We start from the raw sequence: 18,898 nt of genomic DNA on the forward strand, positions 1-18,898 counted from the left end.
GTCGAGGCGGCGTGCTGGGTGCCGCTCGGCGACGTGGCGGGCACGGCCGTCGCCGGCGGGCTCGCGTCCGGGCCCGACCGCAGTGGTCGGTGCGTAGCATGGTCGCCATGGCGGCGAAGGATGCACACGACGACGACGGCGCGGCGCCCGCGGGCGGCGCAGGGGCACCGGCGGCGCGGCGCGGGGGACTGCTGGCCGGCGTGGACTGGACGCGCAGCGCACCGGCCCACACCGTGACCCTGCTGGGGAAGCCGGGGTGCCACCTGTGCAAGGACGCCCGGCGGACCGTGACGGCGGTGTGCGAGGAGACCGGCACCGCGTACGAGGAGCGGGACATCACCGCGGACCCGGCGCTGCTGCGCGACTACGCGCAGTACGTGCCCGTGGTCTTCGTGGACGGCGCACCGTGGGACCGACTGCGCATCGACGCCGAGCGGCTTCGGGCTGTCCTCTCCTGACGGGGCCCGCCCGGATTGGGGCCTTACCCCGGGGTTTGAGACACTGGGACCATGCCTTCTGCGACCGTCCACCTCCTGCGCCACGGCGAGGTCCACAACCCGGAGCACGTCGTCTACGGGCGCCTGCCGGACTACCACCTCTCGGAACGCGGTGCATGCATGGCCGAGGCCGCCGCGGCGGAGCTGGCCCGGCGCGTGCAGGACGGTGACCGGATCGTGTACCTCGCGAGCTCGCCGCTGACCCGCACGCGGGAGACGGCCGCGCCGGTGGCCCGTGAGCTGGACCTGGACGTCCACACGGACGAGCGGCTGATCGAGCCCGCCAACCACTTCGAGGGGCTGCACGTCACGGGCCGCGAGCTCGCCAGGCCCCGGCACTGGCCGTTCCTGCTCAACCCCCTGCGCCCCTCGTGGGGAGAGCCCTACCGCAGCCAGGTGGAGCGCATGGCGGAAGCCGTGCGGGAGATCGCGCGCGAGGCGGTGCTGCGCGGCGGGGACGGTGCGCAGGCGGTGGCGGTCTCCCACCAGCTGCCCATCTGGCTCACACGCCTCTCGGCGCAGGGACGCCCCCTGCCGCACGACCCCCGGCGGCGCGAGTGCAACCTCGCCTCGCTGACGTCCCTGACCTTCGACGACGTCGACGATCCGGGGGTTCCGCGCGTCTCCTACAGCGAGCCGGCCGCGCACCTCTACTCAGGCGTCAATCAGCTTCCCGGCTCATAATCGATGTCCGATCCCCGACCCTCTTCCCAGGTGCTGCGCCCGTGAATTCTCTGCGATCTTCTTCCGCCCGCCCCGCTGCACGCACGCGCGTGCGCACCGGGCTGGTGGCCGTGGTGGCCTCGCTGGGCCTCGCGCTCACGGGCTGCGCCACGACCGACGACAACCTCGCCCAGCAGGCCAACGCTGGCGGGGACAAGGGCTACGTGGCCGGGGACGGATCCGTGAGCGAGTACGCCGCGGACAAGCGCGGTGAGCCCGTCGCGTTCGACGCGAAGATGTTCGACGGCAGCACCGTCACCGCCGAGAGCCTGCGTGGCAAGCCGGCGGTCGTGAACTTCTGGTACGCCGGCTGCGCCCCGTGCCGCGCGGAGGCCCCGGACCTGGTGGCCCTGCACGGCGAGTACAAGGACGAGGCGCAGTTCCTGGGCGTGAACCTGCGGGACCAGCAGGCCACCGCGGAGGCGTTCGAGCGCAACTTCAAGGTCGGGTACCCCTCCGCGAGCGACCTCGACGGCGCCGTGCTGCTCGCGCTGAGCGACTACGTGCCGCCGCAGGCCGTGCCCACCACCCTGGTGCTCGACTCCCAGGGGCGGGTGGCCGCGCGCGTGCTCGGCAAGGCGGACAAGTCCACGCTGGCCGCACTGATCAAGGACACGGTGGCCGAATCCGCATGAACGGCAATCCCTTCGCCGAGGTCATCCTCGACGGCTCCCTGATTGCCGCGCTGCCCGTGGCTCTGCTCGCGGGCTTCGTCTCCTTCGCCTCGCCGTGCGTGCTGCCCCTCGTGCCCGGCTACCTGGGCTACATCACGGGCCTGACCGGCGCGGACCTGCGGGAGCAGAAGCGGGGGCGGATCTTCTGGGGCGTGCTGCTGTTCGTGCTGGGCTTCTCCGCGGTCTTCGTGCTGATGTCCGTGGTGCTCGCCCAGCTCGGTGCCTTTGCCTGGTTCCTGGGGCAGCGGTGGATCATGGTGGTGCTCGGGCTGCTCGTGATGCTCATGGGCATCGTGTTCATGGGCGGCTTCTCGTGGTTCCAGCGCGACCGCAAGATCGAGCGCCGCCCGCCGCCCGGGCTGTGGGGTGCACCCCTGCTCGGGATGACCTTCGGCCTCGGCTGGGCGCCGTGCATCGGGCCCACCTTCGCCGCGGTGCAGGCGCTCGTCTACGTGGACGGTGCCTCCACCGGCAAAGCCGTGGTGCTGACCCTGGCGTACTGCCTGGGGATGGGCGTGCCGTTCGTGCTGATCGCCCTGGCGCTGCGCCGCGGCATGGGCGCGATGGCGTTCTTCCGCCGCCACCGCCTGACCCTGCAGCGGGTGGGCGGTGGTGTGCTGGTCCTGATCGGGCTGGCCATGGCCACGGGCGTGTGGTCCGCACTGGTCTCCTGGATCCAGTCCGAATTCGTAACCGATTGGGTGATGCCGATATGACCAAGGCGCGTACAAGGCGCGAGCGGAAGGCGCAGCGCGCGGCCGTGGAGGTCCCCGCGCTGGGGCCCGTCGGCATGCTGCGCTGGGCGTGGCGGCAGCTGACCAAGATGTCCACCGCCCTCGTGCTGCTGCTGCTGCTCGCGATCGCCGCGGTCCCCGGCTCCCTGTTCCCGCAGCGCGTGCAGGACCCGGACGCCGTGGCGGACTACATCAAGGCCAACCCCGTCATGGGGCCGTGGCTGGACCGGGTCCAGCTCTTCGACGTCTTCTCCTCCTACTGGTTCTCCGCGATCTACCTGCTGCTGTTCATCTCGCTCGTGGGCTGCGTGATCCCGCGGGCGTTCCAGCACTTCAAGGCGTGGCGTTCCAAGCCGCCGCGCACCCCGCGGCGGATCTCGCGGCTGCCGCAGTACCGCAAGGTGATGCTCGGCGGGCGCGAGGGCGCCGCGGCACCCACCCCGGACGACGCCGTCGAGGCGGCGGCCGCGGCCCTGAAGAAGCGCGGCTACCGCGTGCAGGTGCAGGACCTCGGGACCGGGGCGCCGTCGGTCGCGGCCGAGCGCGGCATGCTCAAGGAAGTGGGCAACATCCTCTTCCACGTGGCCCTGCTGGGCGTGCTGATCTCGGTGGCCGCGGGATCCCTGTTCGGCTACAAGGGGCAGAAGGTGATCGTGGAGGGGGAGTCCTTCGTGAACACCCTCGTGGACTACGACTCCTTCAACCCCGGCACGAACTTCAACGCGGACTGGCTCAACCCGTTCTCGATCTCGCTGAAGTCCTTCGAGGCCACGTTCAACCGTGACACGAGCGACCCCGAGCACTACGGCCAGCCCACAGACTTCAACGCGGACCTGACCGTCACGGACGCCCCCGGCGCCACCCCGCAGGACGTGCACCTGGCGGTGAACAAGCCCCTGAACGTGGGCGGCACCAAGGTGTACCTGGTGGGCAATGGCTACGCGCCGGTGATCCGCGTCAAGGACGGCGACGGCCACGTCGCGTACGAGGGGCCCGTGGTCACCGTGCCCTCGGACTCCGTCTACACCTCCTCCCTGACGCTGAAGGTCCCGGATGCCCGCCCGGACCAGCTGGGCTTCGTGGGCCTGCTGCTGCCCACGGCCGTCTCCCAGGACGGCTCGATCCCCAAGTCCGTGGACCCGGGGCTGAACAACCCGGCGCTGATCCTCTCCTCGTACAGCGGTGACCTGGGCCTGGACAGCGGTCAGCCGCAGAACGTCTACGTGCTGGACACCAAGGGGCTCAAGGAGCTCAACGCGATGTCCAGCAGCAACGGGCCTGTGCTCCTGGACGGCCAGCACCGGAAGGTGGACCTCCCGGACGGCAAGGGCAGCATCGAGTTCCTGGACGTCAAGCGCTACGTGGGTCTGGACGTGCACAGCGATCCCGGGCGCATCCCCGCGTTCGTCTCCTTCCTGGTGGCGTTCGCCGGGCTCGTGATGAGCCTGTTCATCGCGCGCCGCAGGGCCTGGGTGCGCGCCACGGAGACCGAGGACGCGAATGGCGTCCGGTGTACTGTTCTGGAGTACGGCCTGTTGGCGCGGGGCGAGGATCACCGCCTGGGCGCGGAGGCGGAGAAGCTGACTGCTCTGTGGACGTCATTGTGGGAGGACCGCGGAGTGCGGGAGTTCCACCTGAAACCGTCGGATAAGGCGTGAGGTAATGGGTAGCGACATCAACGTGACTTTGGGCAACTGGAGCGAGTGGTTCATGCTCCTGGCCGCCATGACCTACATGGTGGTGTTCGTGGCGTTCGTGTGGGACATGGCCAGCCACTCCAAGACGCTCGGTCTCAACGAGCAGGCGCGGGAGAAGCGCCGCACGGAGGCCGAGGCGAACTCCCGGCAGCTCGTGGGAGCCGGGGCGGCGGCGTCGTCCGTGGCCCACGGCGCGGCGGGAAGCAGCGGCGCGGTCTCCCGGGGTGCTGACGACGCCGTGGCCGCCGAGTTCCGCACGTCCGCCGAGAACTCTACCAAGGGAGTGGGCGAGTTCGAGGCCCTGAACTACAAGCGCGGCAGCCGCCGCCCGGCCGCCCGCGTGGCCGTGACGCTCATGGTCATCGCGTTCGCGCTGCACGTCTTCGCGGTCGTCTCCCGCGGCGTGGCCGCGGACCGCGTGCCCTGGGCCAACATGTACGAGTTCTGCAGCACCGGCGCCATGGTGGTGGCCGGCGTGTACCTGGTGACCCTGATCTTCAAGGACCTGCGCTTCGTTGGGCCCATGGTCTCCGGGCTCGTGCTCATCATGCTGTGCCTCGCGACCATCGTGTTCCGCACCCCGGTCTCGCCCCTGCAACCGGCGCTGCAGTCCTACTGGCTCATCATCCACGTGTCCATCGCGGTGGCGGCCTCCGGCATCTTCACCATCACGTTCGCCATGGCCGTGCTGCAGCTGCTGCAGGCCCGCCGCGAGAAGCGCCTGGCCGCGGGGGAGACCTCCCGCATGGGCTTCCTGCGCGCCGTGCCCAGCTCCGTGACCCTGGAGAACTTCGCGTTCCGCCTGAACTCCGTGGGCTTCGTGTTCTGGACCTTCACCCTGGCCGCCGGTGCCATCTGGGCGGACCAGGCCTGGGGCCGGTTCTGGGGCTGGGACACCAAGGAGGTCTGGACCTTCGTGGTGTGGACCGTCTACGCCGCCTACATGCACGCCCGCGTGACCCGCGGCTGGAACGGCAACCGCTCCGCGTGGCTGTCGATCGCCGGCTACATGTGCGTGGTCTTCAACTTCACCGTGGTCAATACACTCTTCCCGGGTCTGCACTCCTACTCGGGCCTGTGAGGCGCTGAGCCTCGCGGGGAGTCCCTGAGCGCCGCTGGACTTCCAGTCCGTCGGGCCCTTGTCGAGGCCCGTTGCGGCGGCGCGTTCCGCACGACGACGCCGCCAGCGCACCGCACAGATGATGCCCGCCTCCCCGTTCGGGGAGGCGGGCATCGTTCGTCGGTCCAGGTGCCACGTTCGGAGGTCTGCTGCGTCAGGAGGACTGCTACGACCGGGTGTTGGCTGCTTCCGGAGGTCTCCTACTTCTGTGCGTCGTCCGGGCCCGGTGTGTCGTTGCGCGGGCCCGGAGTGTCGTCGTGGGGCTTCGGAGCGTCGTTGCGGGGGTCCGAGGGGTCCAGGGGCTCGTCGGTCTCCGGGTGGGTGCCCGGGGCGCGGCCCGTGCGTTTGAGCTCGTTCTCCCACTCCTGCAGCCGGCGGGCCTGCTCCTGCTGCCTGCGGTGCTGCTCGAGGTGGCGCAGGAACTGGGGGTCGTCGTCCGGGCCGCGGCCGCGCTGCGCCTCCGCTGCGACGTCCTCCCGGCGGGGGCGGCCGAAGAGCAGCCACAGCACCGCCCCGACCACCGGCAGCAGCAGGATCACCAGCAGCCACGCCCACTTGGGCAGCGCACGCACGCTGTAGCGCTCCGACTGTGCACACTCGATGAGCGCGTAGATGATGACGCCCACCGCGAGTGCGCCCGCGCCAATGATCAGAATTGCTCGGCCCATGCCGAACATCCTAGGGGAGTGTCCAGGGCGGGCGCCTAGACTGGCCGGGTGAACTTCTTGAAGTACTCCCTGCTGCGCCTCGGCATTCTGATCGCGTTCTTCCTCGTGTGCCTCTACCTGGGCCTGGGACTCGTGTTCTCCGGGATCGCGGCCGTGATCGCCGCCTTCGCGATCTGCTACATCTTCTTCCCCAAGCTGCACTACGCGGCGGGGCAGGACTTCCACCGCTTCATCTCGCGCTCGCCCAAGCCGCAGAACCGCGTGGCGCTCGAGGACCAGGAGTTCGAGGACTCCTACACGGACACGGAGAGCCGCAAGGACGTCTGAGGCTCGGGGTCCAGCACCCCGGGACCTGCGGTCCGGCCACCCGGGACGTCGTGGGCGGGCCGGATGGGCTCCGCAGCCGCCGGAGCCGGCAGGGCCGGCCCCGCGCGAACCGTGGGGGCGAGGAGATGCACCGCCGCGCGGCGTCGTCGTCCCCGCGGAGGCGGCTGGATCAGCCCACGTACTGGAAGACGAGCACGGCCACGGCGTAGAGCACGGTGACGCCCAGGTTGATGAAGCCGCACTGCTTGAGCACGGGGATCAGCTCGCGGCGGTCGGTGCTGCGCAGCACTGTGATGGCCGCGCCCACGGCCAGCGGGCTCATCGCGTAGACCAGCAGCACCCACGGGTTGTGCGGGACGAGCAGCAGGGGCAGGACCATACCCACGAACATCTCGCCGGTGAAGGTGAGCCGCGCCCTGGAGTCGCCGAGCCGCACGGCCATGGTGCGCTTGCCCGCGACCTCGTCCCCGGGGATGTCGCGGATGTTGTTGGCCATCAGCAGGGCGCACGCGAAGAGTCCGGTGGCCACGGCCAGCACCCACGAGTCCAGGTTCAGGCGCCCGGCCTGCGTGACGGTGGTGCCCAGAGTGGCCACCAGGCCGAAGAAGATGAAGACGAACACGTCCCCGAGTCCCATGTAGCCGTAGGGCTTCTTGCCGCCGGTGTAGCCCCAGGCCGCGGCGATCGCCAGGACCCCCACCACGCCGAGCCACCACTGCTGCGACAGCGCCACCAGGGCGACGCCCGCCACCGCGGCGAGACCGAAGCACGAGAAGGCGGCCAGCTTGACCTGCCGCGGGGTGGCCGCGCCGGAGGCGGTGAGCCGCAGCGGGCCCACGCGGTCGTCGTCCGTGCCGCGCACACCGTCCGAGTAGTCGTTGGCGTAGTTCACGCCGATCTGCAGGAACAGGGCCACGAGCAGTGCCAGGAGGGCCGGGACGGCGTGCGCGGCGTGCATCGCCTGCGCGGCGGCGGTACCGGCGATCACCGGTGCCGCGGCCATGGGCAGCGTCCGCAGACGAGCCCCCTCGACCCACTGAGCTGGTGTGGCCACGGTGCAACGACCTTTCGACGACGGAGTTCGGGTTCGCCCCATTCTCCCACGGGTCGTGCACCGGCCCGGGCCGCCCCGGCGCACGGTGGCTGGCGCGGAGCCGGCTCTGTCGGGGGCGAGGGCCGCGGTCAGCCCCGGGGGCCTGCGCGGCGGGCGTCCTGGGTGTCCAAGGTCTCGGAGCCGTCGGAGGTGTCGGGGAGGCCGGGGCGTGCCGGTGGTGTCAGGGGGGTGCCGGTCGTACCGGGGGTGCCGGTGGTGGCAGACGCGTCGGCCGTGCCGGTGAACAGCGCTGCCGCGGCGGAGCGGTCCGGCTTGCCGGTCGCGAGCAGGGGGAGCTGCTGCGCGTGGTGCCACAGCTTGGGCACCGCGGCGGCCCCGAGCCGATCGCGCACCGCCGCGGAGAGCTCCCGTTCGAGCGTCGTGCTCCGCTCCGTGCCCGGCCGGGGGACGACCACGGCGGCGACGCTCTGCCCCCACTCGGGGTGCGGCACGGCCACCACGAGCGCCTGCCGCAGCGCGGGGTGCTCGAGGAGAACAGAGGCCACGAGACCGGCCGAGACCTTCACACCGCCGGTGTTCACGACGTCGTCCGTGCGCCCCAGCACCGAGAGGGCACCGCCCTCCCCGCGGGCGCCGAGGTCGTCCGTGCGGTACCAGCGCACGCCGTCGAGCACGCGGAAGTGTGCGGCGGTCTGGGCGGGGTCGTCCAGGTAGCCGGCGGCCACCACGTCCCCGCCGAGCCAGATCCGGCCCTCGGAGAAGGCTCCCGGCCCCTCCGCGACGGTGAGGGCCGCGCGGGCGGCGGCCGGGGCGGCGTCGTCCGGGAGCAGGCGCACGGCCACGGTGTCGAGGGCCACGCCGTCGTAGACGCACCCGCCGCACGTCTCGGACATCCCGTAGGTGCGCACGACCCGCACGCCCGCCTCCGCGGCGCGCGCGGCGAGGGCGGGGGACAGCGCGGAACCGCCCACGAGCACGGCGTCGAAGCGCGCGAGGGCGGCCACCGCGCGGAAGTCGGGGGCGCCCTCGGCGGGGTCGAGGATCCGCTGCAACTGGGTGGGCACCACGGACACGTAGCGCACCGGGGCGTCCATGCCCTCCGCGACATCCGCGAACGCCGCGGGGGTGAAGTGTCCGGTGGACATGACCACGGGGTGGGTGCCCGCGAGCACGGAGCGCGCGAGGACCTGGACGCCCGCGACGTAGTGGGCCGGCAGGCACAGCAGCCACTGCCCCGGACCGGACGTGGCCCGTTCGGTCGCGCGACCGGAGGCCTCCAGGGCCTCGGTGGTCAGGACCGTCTTTTTGGGGCGGCCGGTGGAGCCGGACGTCGCGACGACGACCGCCGGGCCGGGGCGGGACAGCGCGGTCCGCAGCCGCGGCAGCAGCTCGAGCGGGTCACCGGGGAGGGGGCCGTCGAGCACGACGACGTCGCGGGGCAGAGCACCGAGCGCCGGTGCCGGCAGCGCGGTGCCCGGGAGGGCGGCGTCGTCGGGCTCGGGGGAGAAGGGCGAGGTCATGCGGCGACCGTCAGAAGTAGTAGGGGAACGCGGACCAGTCCGGGTCCCGCTTCTGCAGGAAGGCGTCCCGGCCCTCCACGGCCTCGTCCGTCATGTAGCCCATGCGCGTGGCCTCGCCGGCGAAGACCTGCTGGCCCACCATGCCGTCGTCCGGCAGGTTGAACGCGTACTTGAGCATGCGCACGGCCTGGGGGGACTGGGAGGTGATCTTCCGTGCCCACTCCACGCACGTGGTCTCGAGGTCCTCGTGGGGCACCACGCGGTTCACGGCGCCCATGCGGTGCATGTCCTGCGCGGAATACTCGTCCGCGAGGAAGAAGATCTCGCGGGCGAACTTCTGGCCCGCCTGGCGGGCGAGCAGGGCCGAGCCGTAGCCGGCGTCGAAGGAGCCCACGGTGGCGTCCGTCTGCTTGAACTTCCCGTGCTCCGCGGAGGCCACGGTGAGGTCGCACACCACGTGCAGCGAGTGCCCGCCACCGGCGGCCCACCCGGAGACCGCCGCGATGACGACCTTGGGCATGGTGCGGATCAGCCGCTGCACCTCCAGGATGTGCAGGCGCCCGGCGCGGGCCGGGTCGATCGAGTCCGCGGTCTCGCCCTGCGCGTAGTGGTAGCCGTCCCGGCCGCGGATGCGCTGGTCCCCGCCGGAGCAGAACGCCCAGCCGCCGTCCTTCGCGGACGGGCCGTTGCCGGTGAGGATCACGGCGCCCACGTCCGAGGACATGCGGGCGTGGTCCAGGGTGCGGTACAGCTCGTCCACGGTGCCGGGGCGGAACGCGTTGCGCACCTCTGGGCGGTCGAACGCGATGCGGACCCACGGCAGGTCCTTCACCACGGTGCCGTTCGCGTCCCGCTCCACGCCGCGGTGGTAGGTGATGTCCTCAAGGTCGGTGAAACCCTCGACGGGTCGCCACTGCTGAGGATCGAAGATCTCGGACACACGGTCGGGAAGCTGCGCGTTGGTCATGGGTACCACTGTAGGACGGGTGGGGCTGGGGAGGTTTTCGGGGAGGTGGTGACGCCCCGGTAGTACCGGGCGGGCATTTGTACTTACAATGAGACAAAAACCGTCGGGCTGACCCGGGAGAGACATGGCCTTTCCATCCACCATCACCATCGACAGGGCATCCCCCGTGCCGCTGTACCACCAGCTCGTGCACGGCATCGAGTCCGCCATCACGGAGGGCGAGCTGCCGCCCGGGACCATGCTCGAGAACGAGCTGTCCCTGGCCAAGAACCTCCACCTTTCGCGTCCCACCGTGCGCAAGGCGATGGACGAGCTCGTGCGTTCGGGGCTGCTCGTGCGCAAGCGTGGAGTGGGCACGCAGGTGGTCGCCTCCGAGGTGCGCCGCCCGGTGCGCCTCACCTCGCTCTACGACGACCTCGCCCAGGACGCGTCCAATCCCGCGACGCAGGTGCTCTCCCTCGAGGAGGTGCCCGCGCCGGCGGAGACCGCCCGCGCCCTGAACATCGCGGAGGGGGCCGCCGTCTACCACCTTCGGCGGCTGCGCAGCCGCGGCGGCAAGCCCCTGGCGATCATGGAGAACTGGGTGCCCCCGGAGATCGCGACCCTGGACACCCAGGAGCTCGCCGAGCACGGGCTGTACGAGATCCTGCGCCGCGAGGGCGTGAACTTCCGGGTGGCCACGCAGAAGATCGGCGCCGCCGTGGCCTCCGCGGAGCAGGCCAAGCTGCTGGGCATCACGGAGGGTGCGGCCCTGGTGACGATGTCGCGCACGGCCACGGACGACGTCGGGCGGCGCGTGGAGACCGGGCGTCACTTCTACCGTGCGGACTCCTACTCGTTCGAACTGACCCTCTCCGCCTGAGACGGGGCGGGACGGAGCGGAACGGGCGGTTCGGGGATGGGTGCAGCGGCGGGCGCCGCGCGGCGGCGTCGTCGGTCCGTCCCGACGGAACGCCCATCGAACCGCACATCGCCGAACCGCCGCCCGCTGAACCGCCGCCCGCTGAACCGCCGCCCGGCGGCACCCTGCACCACCAGGAGCACACCGAGGATCCGCTCCACCGAGGAAAGGAACGACCCATGACCGACTGGTTCTACCCCGCAGGCACCGCCGCGCAGGCACCGTGGGATCTCTCGATCGGCGGGCACGACTCGCTGCTGGAGGTTCCCGGGTGGGAGCACACCGGCCTGCGCACCGTGACGTTCGGCGCCGAGCCCGTGACGCTGGAGGCCGCCCCCGAGGAGCGGATCGTGATTCCCCTGGCCGGGGGTGACGTGACCGCCGTCGTGGCCGGCGAGACCTACCACCTGGCCGGGCGTGAGTCCGTCTTCCACGGCCCCACGGACATGCTCTACACGGGGGTCGAGCAGGCGCTCGAGCTGTGTGCCGAGTCCGGCGCACGCGTGGCCGTGGCCAGTGCCCCCGCTCGCCACGAGTACCCCGTCCGCCTGGTCCGCAAGGACGAGGCGCCCCTGGAGCTGCGCGGCGCGGGCAACTGCTCCCGCGAGGTCCGCAACTTCGGGACGCCCGCGGCCCTGGAGGCGGACCGGTTCATCGTGTGCGAGGTGCTCACCCCGGCCGGGAACTGGTCCTCCTACCCGCCGCACAAGCACGATGAGGAGAAGGAGGGGGAGACCCGGCTCGAGGAGATCTACTACTTCGAGACCCGCGTGACCCCGGACGCTCCCGCGGAGGCCACGGACGCCATCGGCTACCAGCGCGTCTACGCCTCGGACGAGCGGCCGATCGACGTCAACGCGGAGGTGCGCACCGGTGACGTCGTGCTGGTGCCCTACGGCTGGCACGGTCCAGCCATGGCTCCTCCCGGCTACGACATGTACTACCTCAACGTCATGGCCGGTCCCGGCCCGGTGCGCGAGTGGCTGATCAGCGACGACCCGCACCACGGCTGGGTGCGCCGGCAGTGGGACGGCGCCGAGGTGGACGCCCGGCTGCCGTTCGGCGGATGATCAGCGGGTGCTTCCCGACCTGACCCTCCTCGCGTGGGCGGGGCTGCTGTGCGGGGCCCTGCTCGTGGGCTTCTCCAAGACGGCCCTGCCCGGCATCAACACGCTCGCCGTGGCCCTGTTCGCGGCGATCCTCCCGGCCAGAGCCTCCACCGGGGCGCTGCTCGTGCTGCTGCTGGTGGGCGACTGCTTCGCGCTGTGGAACTACCGCCGCCACGCCCACTGGCCCACGCTCGTCCGCATGATGCCGGCGGTGGTCGCGGGGCTTGCGCTCGGCGGCGTGTTCCTCGCGTTCGCCGGGGACTCGCTCGTGCGGCGCGTGATCGGCGTGCTGCTGATCCTGCTCATGGGGATCACCTTGTGGCAGCGGCGGGGGCGACGCCGGGCGGAGGCTCGGGGCGCGGCGTCGGCTCCTGGCGCAGGTGCGGGGTCGGTGCCGGCCGTGGGGCCCGGCTCTGACTCCGGGGCCGTACCGGGCTCGGACGCGGGGCCGACCTCGGGTTCGAACTCGAGCGTGAACTCAGCCTCGGACGACGACGCCGCGGCCCCCGCGGACTCGCACGGCACCTCGAAACTCGCGGCGGCCGGCTACGGGACGCTCGGCGGATTCACCACGATGGTCGCCAATGCCGGCGGGCCCGTGATGTCCATGTACTTCCTGGCCGCGCGCTTCCCCAAGCACGCCTTCCTGGGCACCGCCGCGTGGTTCTTCGTGACCATGAACCTGCTCAAGGTCCCCGTCTCCGTGGGTCTCGGCCTGCTCACGACCCACACCCTCGTGATGGACGCGCTGCTCGTGCCCGGCGTGGTGGTGGGAGCGCTGGTGGGGAAGTGGGCGCTCGCGCGGATCGCGCAGCACGTCTTCGACCGGGCCGTGATCGCGGTGACCCTGCTGGGGGCGGTGTACCTGCTGTTCTGAGGGGCGGCGGCGCGGGCCCCGTCGTGGGTCGCGCGCCGTCCTTCCATGGCTTCGCCGAACCGGTGTGGTGCGGTGGGTGGCAGTGAACGGGGACGGGCCGCGCTCGCGGCCCGGGCGGCGTCGTCATCCCTTGACGTGATCTTCCCCACCCCCGGATAATTGTACGGACATACTAACAAGCGGATCATTAAGTGAGGATCGTCATGAGCGCAGAAGAACTGTCCGTCGCCGTCGTCGGGGCCGGGATGGCCGGCCGTGCCCACGCCTACGGGTACCGCCAGGCGGGCACCGTCTACGACTCCGTGTTCCCGAAGATCCGGCTCGCCGCGATCGCGGACGCCAACGTGCCGCTCGGCGAGGACGCCGCGCGCCGCTACGGCTTCGAGACCACGTACTCGGACTGGCGCCAGGTCGCGGAGGACCCGAGCATCGACGCCGTGAGCATCGTGGTGGGCAACGCCCTGCACCGCGAGATCGCCCAGGGGCTGCTGGAGACCGGCAAGCACGTGCTGTGCGAGAAGCCGCTCGCGGGCAACCTGGAGGATGCGCGGGCCATGGTCGAGCTCGAGCGCGAGCACGGCTCCCGCACGGACTCCGCGGGCCGCCCGCTGATCACTGCCACCGGCTACACGGTGCGCCGCACCCCGGCGCTCAACGCGATCCGCGAGCGGGTGGAGAACGGCGAGTTCGGCCCGGTCAGCAACTTCATCGCCACGTACCTGGCCGACTACTCGTGCGATCCCCGCGCCCCCATGTCCTGGCGCTACAAGGGCGCCCCGGGCTCGGGTGCGCTGGGGGACCTCGGCTCGCACGTGATCGACACCGGCGAGTTCCTCAACGGCCCCATCACGGCCGTGCGCGGCGCGTTCATGGACACCGTCCACAAGGAGCGCCCCCTGCCGGTGGGCAACGTGGTGGGCCACGCGCACGCGGAGGTCTCGGACGAGGTGGAGCCCGTGGAGAACGAGGACTTCCTGACCTTCACGTGCACCTTCGCCAACGGCGCGATCGGTACGTACACGATCTCCCGCGTGGCCTTCGGCTCGCCCAACGGGCAGGCCTACCAGGTGGTCGGGCCGCGGGCGCAGGCCTCGTGGCGCATCGACAAGCCCGCCGAGTTCGAGTACGACGACGCCCAGGCCGGCTACCAGACGCGCGGCCCCCGCCGGGTGCTGATCAACCCGGAGACCCCGCTGTTCGCCAACTCCTGCGCGATGGACGCCCCCGGCAACGGCTGGAACTACAACGAGAACTTCGTGATCCAGGCCCGGGCGTTCCTGGAGCAGGTCGTGGGCCGGCCGAGCGGCCTGCAGCCGTGCGCCTCCTTCGCGGACGGGCTGCACACCTTGGAGGTCATCCAGGCGGTCGCGGACTCCGCGCAGCAGGGCGGCCGCGAGGTGGCGATCACCCGCTGAGACCGTGAGCCCCACGGAGCACCTCGGGGACGTCCGCAGGGATTCCCCAGGGGGTCTCGCGGGGTCACCACCGCCGACGACGAACGCCCGGCCCGCTGGCAGCGGACCGGGCGTTCCTCGTGTGGCGGGGGAGCGGGACTACTTCTTGTTCACGGTGAAGATCGCACCGGTGGTGACGTCCTCCTCCACGGCCTCCAGGGTGCGGCCGCGGGTCTCTGGGAGGAACTTCCACATGACCAGGGCTGCCACGGCGTTGACAGCCGCGAAGCTGAAGAACGAGCCGTTGATGCCGATCGAGGCGATCAGGGAGGGGAATACCCAGCTCAGCGCTGCGTTGGCCATCCAGAGGCAGAAGACCGTGATGCCCATGCCCACGGCGCGCATGTGCAGCGGGAAGATCTCCGAGAGCAGCACCCACGTGGCCACGTTCAGGAACGTCTGCATGGACCCCACGAAGCACACGACCAGCACCAGGATCACGTACGGGCGGGCCGCGCTGCCCTCGGGGAAGAACGCGGCGGACAGCCCGATCAGCAGGTGGAAGATCGTGACCAGCACGTAGCCCGTGATGATGGTGGTGCGGCGGTTGATCCTCTCCATCATCCACAGGGCGATGAAGCCGCCGACCACGGCGATCACGCCCGGGGCGATGTTCGCGATCAGGGCGGCGTCCGCGCCGAAGCCGGCGTCGCGCAGGATGATCTGGCCGTAGTACATGACCGAGTTGATGCCGGTGAGCTGCTGGAAGACCGCCAGGGCCACCCCCACGAGCAGGATGCGCAGCAGCCACTTGTTCTTGAGCACCGAGGAGATGCCGGTCTCGTGCTCCTTGGCCTCGAGCTCGCTGACCCGCTCGACCTCGCCCATCTCGGCCTCCGCGCGGTCCTGCGAGCGGATGGTCCTGAGCACCTCCAGGGCTTCGTCGTACCGGCCCTTGGAGATCAGCCAGCGAGGGGACTCCGGCATGCGCAGCATGCCGAAGAACAGGAAGACCGCGGGGATGGCGCAGACCGCGAGCATGATCCGCCACACGCCGTCGAGGTGGCCCAGGGCGTTGCCCAGGATCGCGTTGACGATGAACGCCGCGAGCTGGCCGATCACGATCATCAGCTCGTTGCGCCCGGAGAGGGAGCCGCGGATCTCGTACGGGGCGAGTTCCGCGAGGAACACCGGGACCACGGTGGACGCGCCGCCCACGGCGAGGCCCAGCACGAAGCGCCCGACCAGCAGGATCGCAAGGCCCGGGGCGAAGACGCACGCCAGGGTGCCCGCGAAGAACAGGACGGCGAGCAGCAGGATCGTCTTGCGTCGACCCCAGCCGTCCGAGAGGCGGCCGATCGACACGGCGCCCAACGCGGCACCGATCAGCAGGGTGCTCGTCACGGTGCCCTCGGACTGGGCGTTGAGCCCCAGCTCCTCGGACATCGGCAGCAGCGCACCGTTGATCACGCCGGTGTCGTAGCCGAAGAGCAGACCCCCGAAGGTGGCCACGAGGGCGACCAAGCCGAGGCGTCGGGTGTGGGGCCCGGGCTTCAGCGGTGGAAGCTGCGTGGCCCCGGGACTGCCGGCCACCGGACCGGCGGATGATTGCGACATGTTGGCTCCTTTGCCGTTGTGCCGTACGAGCCGCTCAGCGCTCGCTGATGGCCTGGTGGATCTTGTCCTGCATGGTCTGCAGCTGGTACCGGGAGACCTCCGGGGCTTTCTCGTTCTCCGCGAAGACGCTGGAGACCATCACGGTGTCAGGATCGCCCAGGAAGCCGATCTCCGACAGACCCGAGAAGAACTCGTCCCAGTTGACGTCCCCGTCCCCGATCTTCAGGTGCTGGTGCACGCGCACCGGGTTGCCCGGGGGATTGGTGATGTAGCGCAGCCCGTGGGAGCGGTGGTGGTCCATGGAGTCCGCCACGTGCACCACGCGCACCCGGCTGCCCGCCGCGCGCATGATCTCCAGGGGCTCGTCCTCCATGTGGAAGGTGTGGCACGCCACGTACGTCAGCCCGATGTTCGGGGAGTTCAGCCCGCGGATCACGCGCCACGCGGAGAGCCCGCGCTCCACGAAGTCGTCCGGGTGCGGGTCGATCGCCACGTTGAGACCTTCGCGCTCGATGATCGGCAGCAGCTCCTCCATGGAGCGGTGGAAGCTGTTCTCGGACTCCTCGTAGCGCTCCGGGCGCCCGGAGAACTCGGTGTTCAGCTGGGTCACTCCCAGGTCCACGGCGATCTGGATCACCCGCTTCCACTTGCGCACCGCGGCCTCGCGCTCCTCCTCCACGGGGGAGGACCAGCGCAGCACGGGCAGGATGGACGCGATCTCCACGTTCGTGTCCTTCAGCGCCCGGGCGAGGTCCGAGACCAGTTGGTCGTCCGCCGTGGGGTGCGTGAAGAACGGGATGAAGTCCGGGTGCGGGGTCATCTGCATGTAGTCGTACCCCAGGTCCTTGACCACGCGGGGGAACTCCAGCAGCGAGTGCGTGGAGTGGAACGGGGTGGGGTCGAGCGCGATCTTCACGGTGTTCTCCTCGGGTCCTGACCGCTCAGCGGTACAGCTCGGGCTTCTCGTTCAGCTCCACGTCCACGGTGGTGCCGGGGGCGGCGACGGCGCGCAGTCCGGCCTCGCAGCACGCGGCGGCGGCGTAGCCGTCCCAGGCGTCCGGGCCGGCAATCTCGCCGCGCAGGCAGCCGTCGATCCAGTCCTGCACCTCGGTGTCGTACGCGTCCACGAAGCGCTCCTCGAAGCCGGGCAGCACCTGGTCCACGCCCTCCTGCAGGTGGGTCTGCTCGAACGCGGCGCGCGTGGTCACGGCGTAGCCGTACTGCGCGGTCACGTGCGTGTTCACCGAGACCCTCACACCGGACTCGGTGTCCATGAGGATCTGGGCGGGGTCCTTCAGGCCGTCGGTCTGCACCTTCCGGGAGTCCTTGCCGGTGCGGACCTGGACCGCGACGATCTCCTCGCCGGTGAGGAAGCGCACGCCGTCGAACTCGTGCACCACGGTGTCGTCGATCAGGTTGCCGCCCGTGTAGGCGGCGGGGACGTCCGGGTTGATGTGCTCGCAGTCCAGGGCGAGCAGCTCGCCGTGCTCGCCGGAGGCCACGGCCTCGCGGATCCGGCGGTACCCGGCGTCGAAACGGCGCATGAAGCCCACCTGGATCAGCTTGCGGCCCAGCGCGGACTCGGCCTGCACCACGCGCCACGCGGACTCGGAGTCCGGGGTGAGCGGCTTCTCGCACAGGATGGGCAGGCCCTGCGTGAGGGTGGGCAGCAGGACGTCCTCGTGCAGGAAGCCCGGGGTAGCCACGAGCACGGCGTCCACGTCCCCGGAGGTGATGGCCTCCGTGAAGTCGGTGTACACGCGGGCACCCTCGATGCCCTCGATGGCGGCCTGCGCCCTGGCCTCGTCGATGTCGACGATCGCGGTGATCCGCGCCCGCCGCATGCGGTGGTGGATGCGTTCGATGTGGTCCGAACCCATGCGTCCGGCGCCGACGACGGCGATTCTCAGGTCTTCGCTCATGGTGGCGGTGCTCCCTTCGGTCGGGTTCCCCTGCGGCGGTGGCGCGCAGCGGGAGGAGTGCGGCGGGTGGCGCTCAGGCCACGGTGGTCCGGGAGCCGCACGAGAGCAGGTACGTGCAGGTCCGGGAGGCGATGGGCAGGGGGTCGTCAAAGCTCGCCACGGGGTACATGTCCTGCTCGACGATCCCGAACAGCGGCCGGCCCAGGCACTCGGCGTGCTCGATCACCTCGCGCAGGTCCGGCAGCCCCTGCGGCGGCTCGCACATCACGCCGGCGGCCGTGGCGTCCTTGAACGTCATGTCCTCGGCGCGCACGCGGGCGAGGACGTCCGGGTGGACCTGCTTCAGGTGCAGGTAGCCGATGCGCTCGGGGTGGTTGCGGATCAGCTCCACGGAGGACGCCCCGCCGTACTCGGCGTGGCCGGTGTCCAGGCACAGCGTGACCAGCGAGGGGTCCGTCATGGCCAGGAACTTCTCGATCTGCGGCATGGTCTCCACGTGCGAGTCCGCGTGCGAGTGGAACTGCTGGAACAGTCCGAACTCCCGCTGCAGCGTGCGGCCCAGACGGTCGTGGCCCGCGGCGAGGTCCTCCCACTGCTGCTCGCTGAGCGTGCGGTCCTCCACGGCCTCGCCGGTCTTGTCGTCGCGCCACAGGGCGGGGATCACGACGACGTGCTTCGCGTCCATCGCGGCCGTAAGCTCCGCGACCCGGCGGGCGGGTTCCCACGCCTCGTCCCAGGTCCCGGCGCCGCGGTGGAACGCGGTGAACACGGTGCCCGCGCTGATCTGCAGGTCCCTGGCCTTCAGCTCACGTGCCAGCGTCTGCGGGTCCGTGGGCAGGTACCCGTAGGGGCCCAGCTCGATCCACTTGTACCCGGCCTCCGCGACCTCGTCGAGGAACCGCTGCCACGGTGTCTGCTTCTCGTCCTCCGGGAACCACACACCCCAGGAGTCCGGGGCGGTGCCGATGATCAGCTGGTTCTCGCTCATGCCGGTGCCACGCTTTCGTCGTCGGTCGGGGGCCCTCCCGAGAGGGTCCGGTATTCGTCCGTATGTAAGGACATAGTATTAATTGCCAGTGTGAGTGGCGACACTTTCG

At 70.9% G+C, this 18,898-nt stretch carries 19 protein-coding genes; 11 read left to right on the top strand and 8 right to left on the bottom strand.

The window, feature by feature from the left end; translation table 11 throughout:
* The first annotated feature begins 107 nt into the window (after positions 1-107).
* The 6 genes from KVA01_RS12920 to ccsB are packed head-to-tail and all read left to right on the top strand — an operon-like array spanning position 108 to position 5,406.
* Positions 108-458, top strand: coding sequence for a glutaredoxin family protein (locus tag KVA01_RS12920; protein ID WP_141269307.1), 351 nt, complete (start codon positions 108-110; stop codon positions 456-458).
* Between the two features lie 51 nt (positions 459-509).
* Entirely contained in the window at positions 510-1,181 is a 672-nt protein-coding gene (locus tag KVA01_RS05920) for a histidine phosphatase family protein (RefSeq protein WP_141269309.1), read from the top strand.
* A gap of 41 nt (positions 1,182-1,222) precedes the next feature.
* Positions 1,223-1,855 carry a TlpA family protein disulfide reductase gene (locus KVA01_RS05925; RefSeq protein WP_233438779.1) on the top strand — a complete coding sequence of 211 codons (633 nt, stop codon included), beginning with the start codon at positions 1,223-1,225 and terminating at the stop codon, positions 1,853-1,855.
* Entirely contained in the window at positions 1,852-2,610 is a 759-nt protein-coding gene (locus KVA01_RS05930) for a cytochrome c biogenesis CcdA family protein (RefSeq protein ID WP_068467910.1), read from the top strand. Before KVA01_RS05925 ends, KVA01_RS05930 begins: the two co-directional genes overlap by 4 nt.
* On the top strand, positions 2,607-4,286 hold the full coding sequence (resB, locus tag KVA01_RS05935; protein ID WP_141269311.1) for a cytochrome c biogenesis protein ResB: 1,680 nt from the start codon (positions 2,607-2,609) through the stop codon (positions 4,284-4,286). Before KVA01_RS05930 ends, resB begins: the two co-directional genes overlap by 4 nt.
* 4 nt (positions 4,287-4,290) lie before the next feature.
* A complete protein-coding gene (ccsB, locus tag KVA01_RS05940) occupies positions 4,291-5,406 on the top strand; it encodes a c-type cytochrome biogenesis protein CcsB (protein WP_233438780.1) in 1,116 nt (371 codons plus the stop codon).
* Between the two features lie 239 nt (positions 5,407-5,645).
* Here the strand turns inward: ccsB and KVA01_RS05945 are convergent, their stop codons facing one another.
* The gene (locus tag KVA01_RS05945) at positions 5,646-6,113 is read right to left on the bottom strand and encodes a PLDc N-terminal domain-containing protein (RefSeq protein WP_068467968.1); all 468 of its coding nucleotides are present in this window, start codon (positions 6,111-6,113) and stop codon (positions 5,646-5,648) included.
* 48 nt (positions 6,114-6,161) lie between these two features.
* Here KVA01_RS05945 and KVA01_RS05950 point away from each other — a divergent pair, with 48 nt between their 5' ends.
* Positions 6,162-6,440, top strand: coding sequence for a DUF4229 domain-containing protein (locus KVA01_RS05950; RefSeq protein ID WP_068467916.1), 279 nt, complete (start codon positions 6,162-6,164; stop codon positions 6,438-6,440).
* 169 nt (positions 6,441-6,609) lie between these two features.
* On the opposite strand, the gene KVA01_RS05955 is transcribed toward KVA01_RS05950, so the two are convergent.
* From KVA01_RS05955 to KVA01_RS05965, 3 genes are all read right to left on the bottom strand, one after another.
* Positions 6,610-7,494, bottom strand: coding sequence for a 1,4-dihydroxy-2-naphthoate polyprenyltransferase (locus KVA01_RS05955; protein ID WP_068467918.1), 885 nt, complete (start codon positions 7,492-7,494; stop codon positions 6,610-6,612).
* 128 nt (positions 7,495-7,622) lie between these two features.
* The gene (locus tag KVA01_RS05960; protein ID WP_141269313.1) at positions 7,623-9,014 is read right to left on the bottom strand and encodes an AMP-binding protein; all 1,392 of its coding nucleotides are present in this window, start codon (positions 9,012-9,014) and stop codon (positions 7,623-7,625) included.
* A 10-nt stretch (positions 9,015-9,024) separates the two neighbouring features.
* Positions 9,025-9,981: a 1,4-dihydroxy-2-naphthoyl-CoA synthase gene (locus KVA01_RS05965; RefSeq protein WP_068467919.1), complete on the bottom strand. Its 957-nt coding sequence runs from the start codon at positions 9,979-9,981 to the stop codon at positions 9,025-9,027.
* A 124-nt stretch (positions 9,982-10,105) separates the two neighbouring features.
* On the opposite strand from KVA01_RS05965, the gene KVA01_RS05970 reads away from it, so the two are divergent.
* From KVA01_RS05970 to KVA01_RS05985, 4 genes are all read left to right on the top strand, one after another.
* Complete coding sequence (locus KVA01_RS05970; protein ID WP_141269315.1) at positions 10,106-10,843, top strand: GntR family transcriptional regulator; 738 nt, start codon at positions 10,106-10,108, stop codon at positions 10,841-10,843.
* Between the two features lie 218 nt (positions 10,844-11,061).
* Entirely contained in the window at positions 11,062-11,952 is an 891-nt protein-coding gene (iolB, locus tag KVA01_RS05975) for a 5-deoxy-glucuronate isomerase (protein WP_141269317.1), read from the top strand.
* A gap of 7 nt (positions 11,953-11,959) precedes the next feature.
* Positions 11,960-12,868 carry a sulfite exporter TauE/SafE family protein gene (locus KVA01_RS05980; protein WP_068467925.1) on the top strand — a complete coding sequence of 303 codons (909 nt, stop codon included), beginning with the start codon at positions 11,960-11,962 and terminating at the stop codon, positions 12,866-12,868.
* A gap of 203 nt (positions 12,869-13,071) precedes the next feature.
* Positions 13,072-14,283: a Gfo/Idh/MocA family protein gene (locus tag KVA01_RS05985; RefSeq protein WP_141269319.1), complete on the top strand. Its 1,212-nt coding sequence runs from the start codon at positions 13,072-13,074 to the stop codon at positions 14,281-14,283.
* 138 nt (positions 14,284-14,421) lie between these two features.
* Here the strand turns inward: KVA01_RS05985 and KVA01_RS05990 are convergent, their stop codons facing one another.
* The 4 genes from KVA01_RS05990 to KVA01_RS06005 all read right to left on the bottom strand — a co-directional run bounded on the left by KVA01_RS05990 (position 14,422) and on the right by KVA01_RS06005 (position 18,789).
* The gene (locus KVA01_RS05990) at positions 14,422-15,879 is read right to left on the bottom strand and encodes a sugar porter family MFS transporter (protein ID WP_141269321.1); all 1,458 of its coding nucleotides are present in this window, start codon (positions 15,877-15,879) and stop codon (positions 14,422-14,424) included.
* Between the two features lie 34 nt (positions 15,880-15,913).
* Entirely contained in the window at positions 15,914-16,795 is an 882-nt protein-coding gene (locus KVA01_RS05995) for a sugar phosphate isomerase/epimerase family protein (protein ID WP_141269323.1), read from the bottom strand.
* 25 nt (positions 16,796-16,820) lie between these two features.
* The gene (locus KVA01_RS06000; protein WP_141269325.1) at positions 16,821-17,801 is read right to left on the bottom strand and encodes a Gfo/Idh/MocA family protein; all 981 of its coding nucleotides are present in this window, start codon (positions 17,799-17,801) and stop codon (positions 16,821-16,823) included.
* Between the two features lie 73 nt (positions 17,802-17,874).
* The gene (locus KVA01_RS06005) at positions 17,875-18,789 is read right to left on the bottom strand and encodes a sugar phosphate isomerase/epimerase family protein (protein ID WP_141269327.1); all 915 of its coding nucleotides are present in this window, start codon (positions 18,787-18,789) and stop codon (positions 17,875-17,877) included.
* Between the last annotated feature and the right edge of the window lie 109 nt (positions 18,790-18,898).

Source organism: Kocuria varians, assembly GCF_006539885.1.
Classification (GTDB): Bacteria; Actinomycetota; Actinomycetes; order Actinomycetales; family Micrococcaceae; genus Kocuria; species Kocuria varians.

What these genes read in the sequence shown, in the direction of transcription:
- KVA01_RS12920 (WP_141269307.1), top strand. Translation starts at nt 108, where the DNA reads ATGGCGGCGAAGGATGCACACGACGACGACGGCGCGGCGCCCGCGGGC.
- KVA01_RS05920 (WP_141269309.1), top strand. Translation starts at nt 510, where the DNA reads ATGCCTTCTGCGACCGTCCACCTCCTGCGCCACGGCGAGGTCCACAAC.
- KVA01_RS05930 (WP_068467910.1), top strand. Translation starts at nt 1,852, where the DNA reads ATGAACGGCAATCCCTTCGCCGAGGTCATCCTCGACGGCTCCCTGATT.
- resB (WP_141269311.1), top strand. Translation starts at nt 2,607, where the DNA reads ATGACCAAGGCGCGTACAAGGCGCGAGCGGAAGGCGCAGCGCGCGGCC.
- ccsB (WP_233438780.1), top strand. Translation starts at nt 4,291, where the DNA reads ATGGGTAGCGACATCAACGTGACTTTGGGCAACTGGAGCGAGTGGTTC.
- KVA01_RS05945 (WP_068467968.1), bottom strand. Translation starts at nt 6,113, where the DNA reads ATGGGCCGAGCAATTCTGATCATTGGCGCGGGCGCACTCGCGGTGGGC.
- KVA01_RS05960 (WP_141269313.1), bottom strand. Translation starts at nt 9,014, where the DNA reads ATGACCTCGCCCTTCTCCCCCGAGCCCGACGACGCCGCCCTCCCGGGC.
- KVA01_RS05965 (WP_068467919.1), bottom strand. Translation starts at nt 9,981, where the DNA reads ATGACCAACGCGCAGCTTCCCGACCGTGTGTCCGAGATCTTCGATCCT.
- KVA01_RS05970 (WP_141269315.1), top strand. Translation starts at nt 10,106, where the DNA reads ATGGCCTTTCCATCCACCATCACCATCGACAGGGCATCCCCCGTGCCG.
- iolB (WP_141269317.1), top strand. Translation starts at nt 11,062, where the DNA reads ATGACCGACTGGTTCTACCCCGCAGGCACCGCCGCGCAGGCACCGTGG.
- KVA01_RS05985 (WP_141269319.1), top strand. Translation starts at nt 13,072, where the DNA reads ATGAGCGCAGAAGAACTGTCCGTCGCCGTCGTCGGGGCCGGGATGGCC.
- KVA01_RS05990 (WP_141269321.1), bottom strand. Translation starts at nt 15,879, where the DNA reads ATGTCGCAATCATCCGCCGGTCCGGTGGCCGGCAGTCCCGGGGCCACG.
- KVA01_RS06000 (WP_141269325.1), bottom strand. Translation starts at nt 17,801, where the DNA reads ATGAGCGAAGACCTGAGAATCGCCGTCGTCGGCGCCGGACGCATGGGT.
- KVA01_RS06005 (WP_141269327.1), bottom strand. Translation starts at nt 18,789, where the DNA reads ATGAGCGAGAACCAGCTGATCATCGGCACCGCCCCGGACTCCTGGGGT.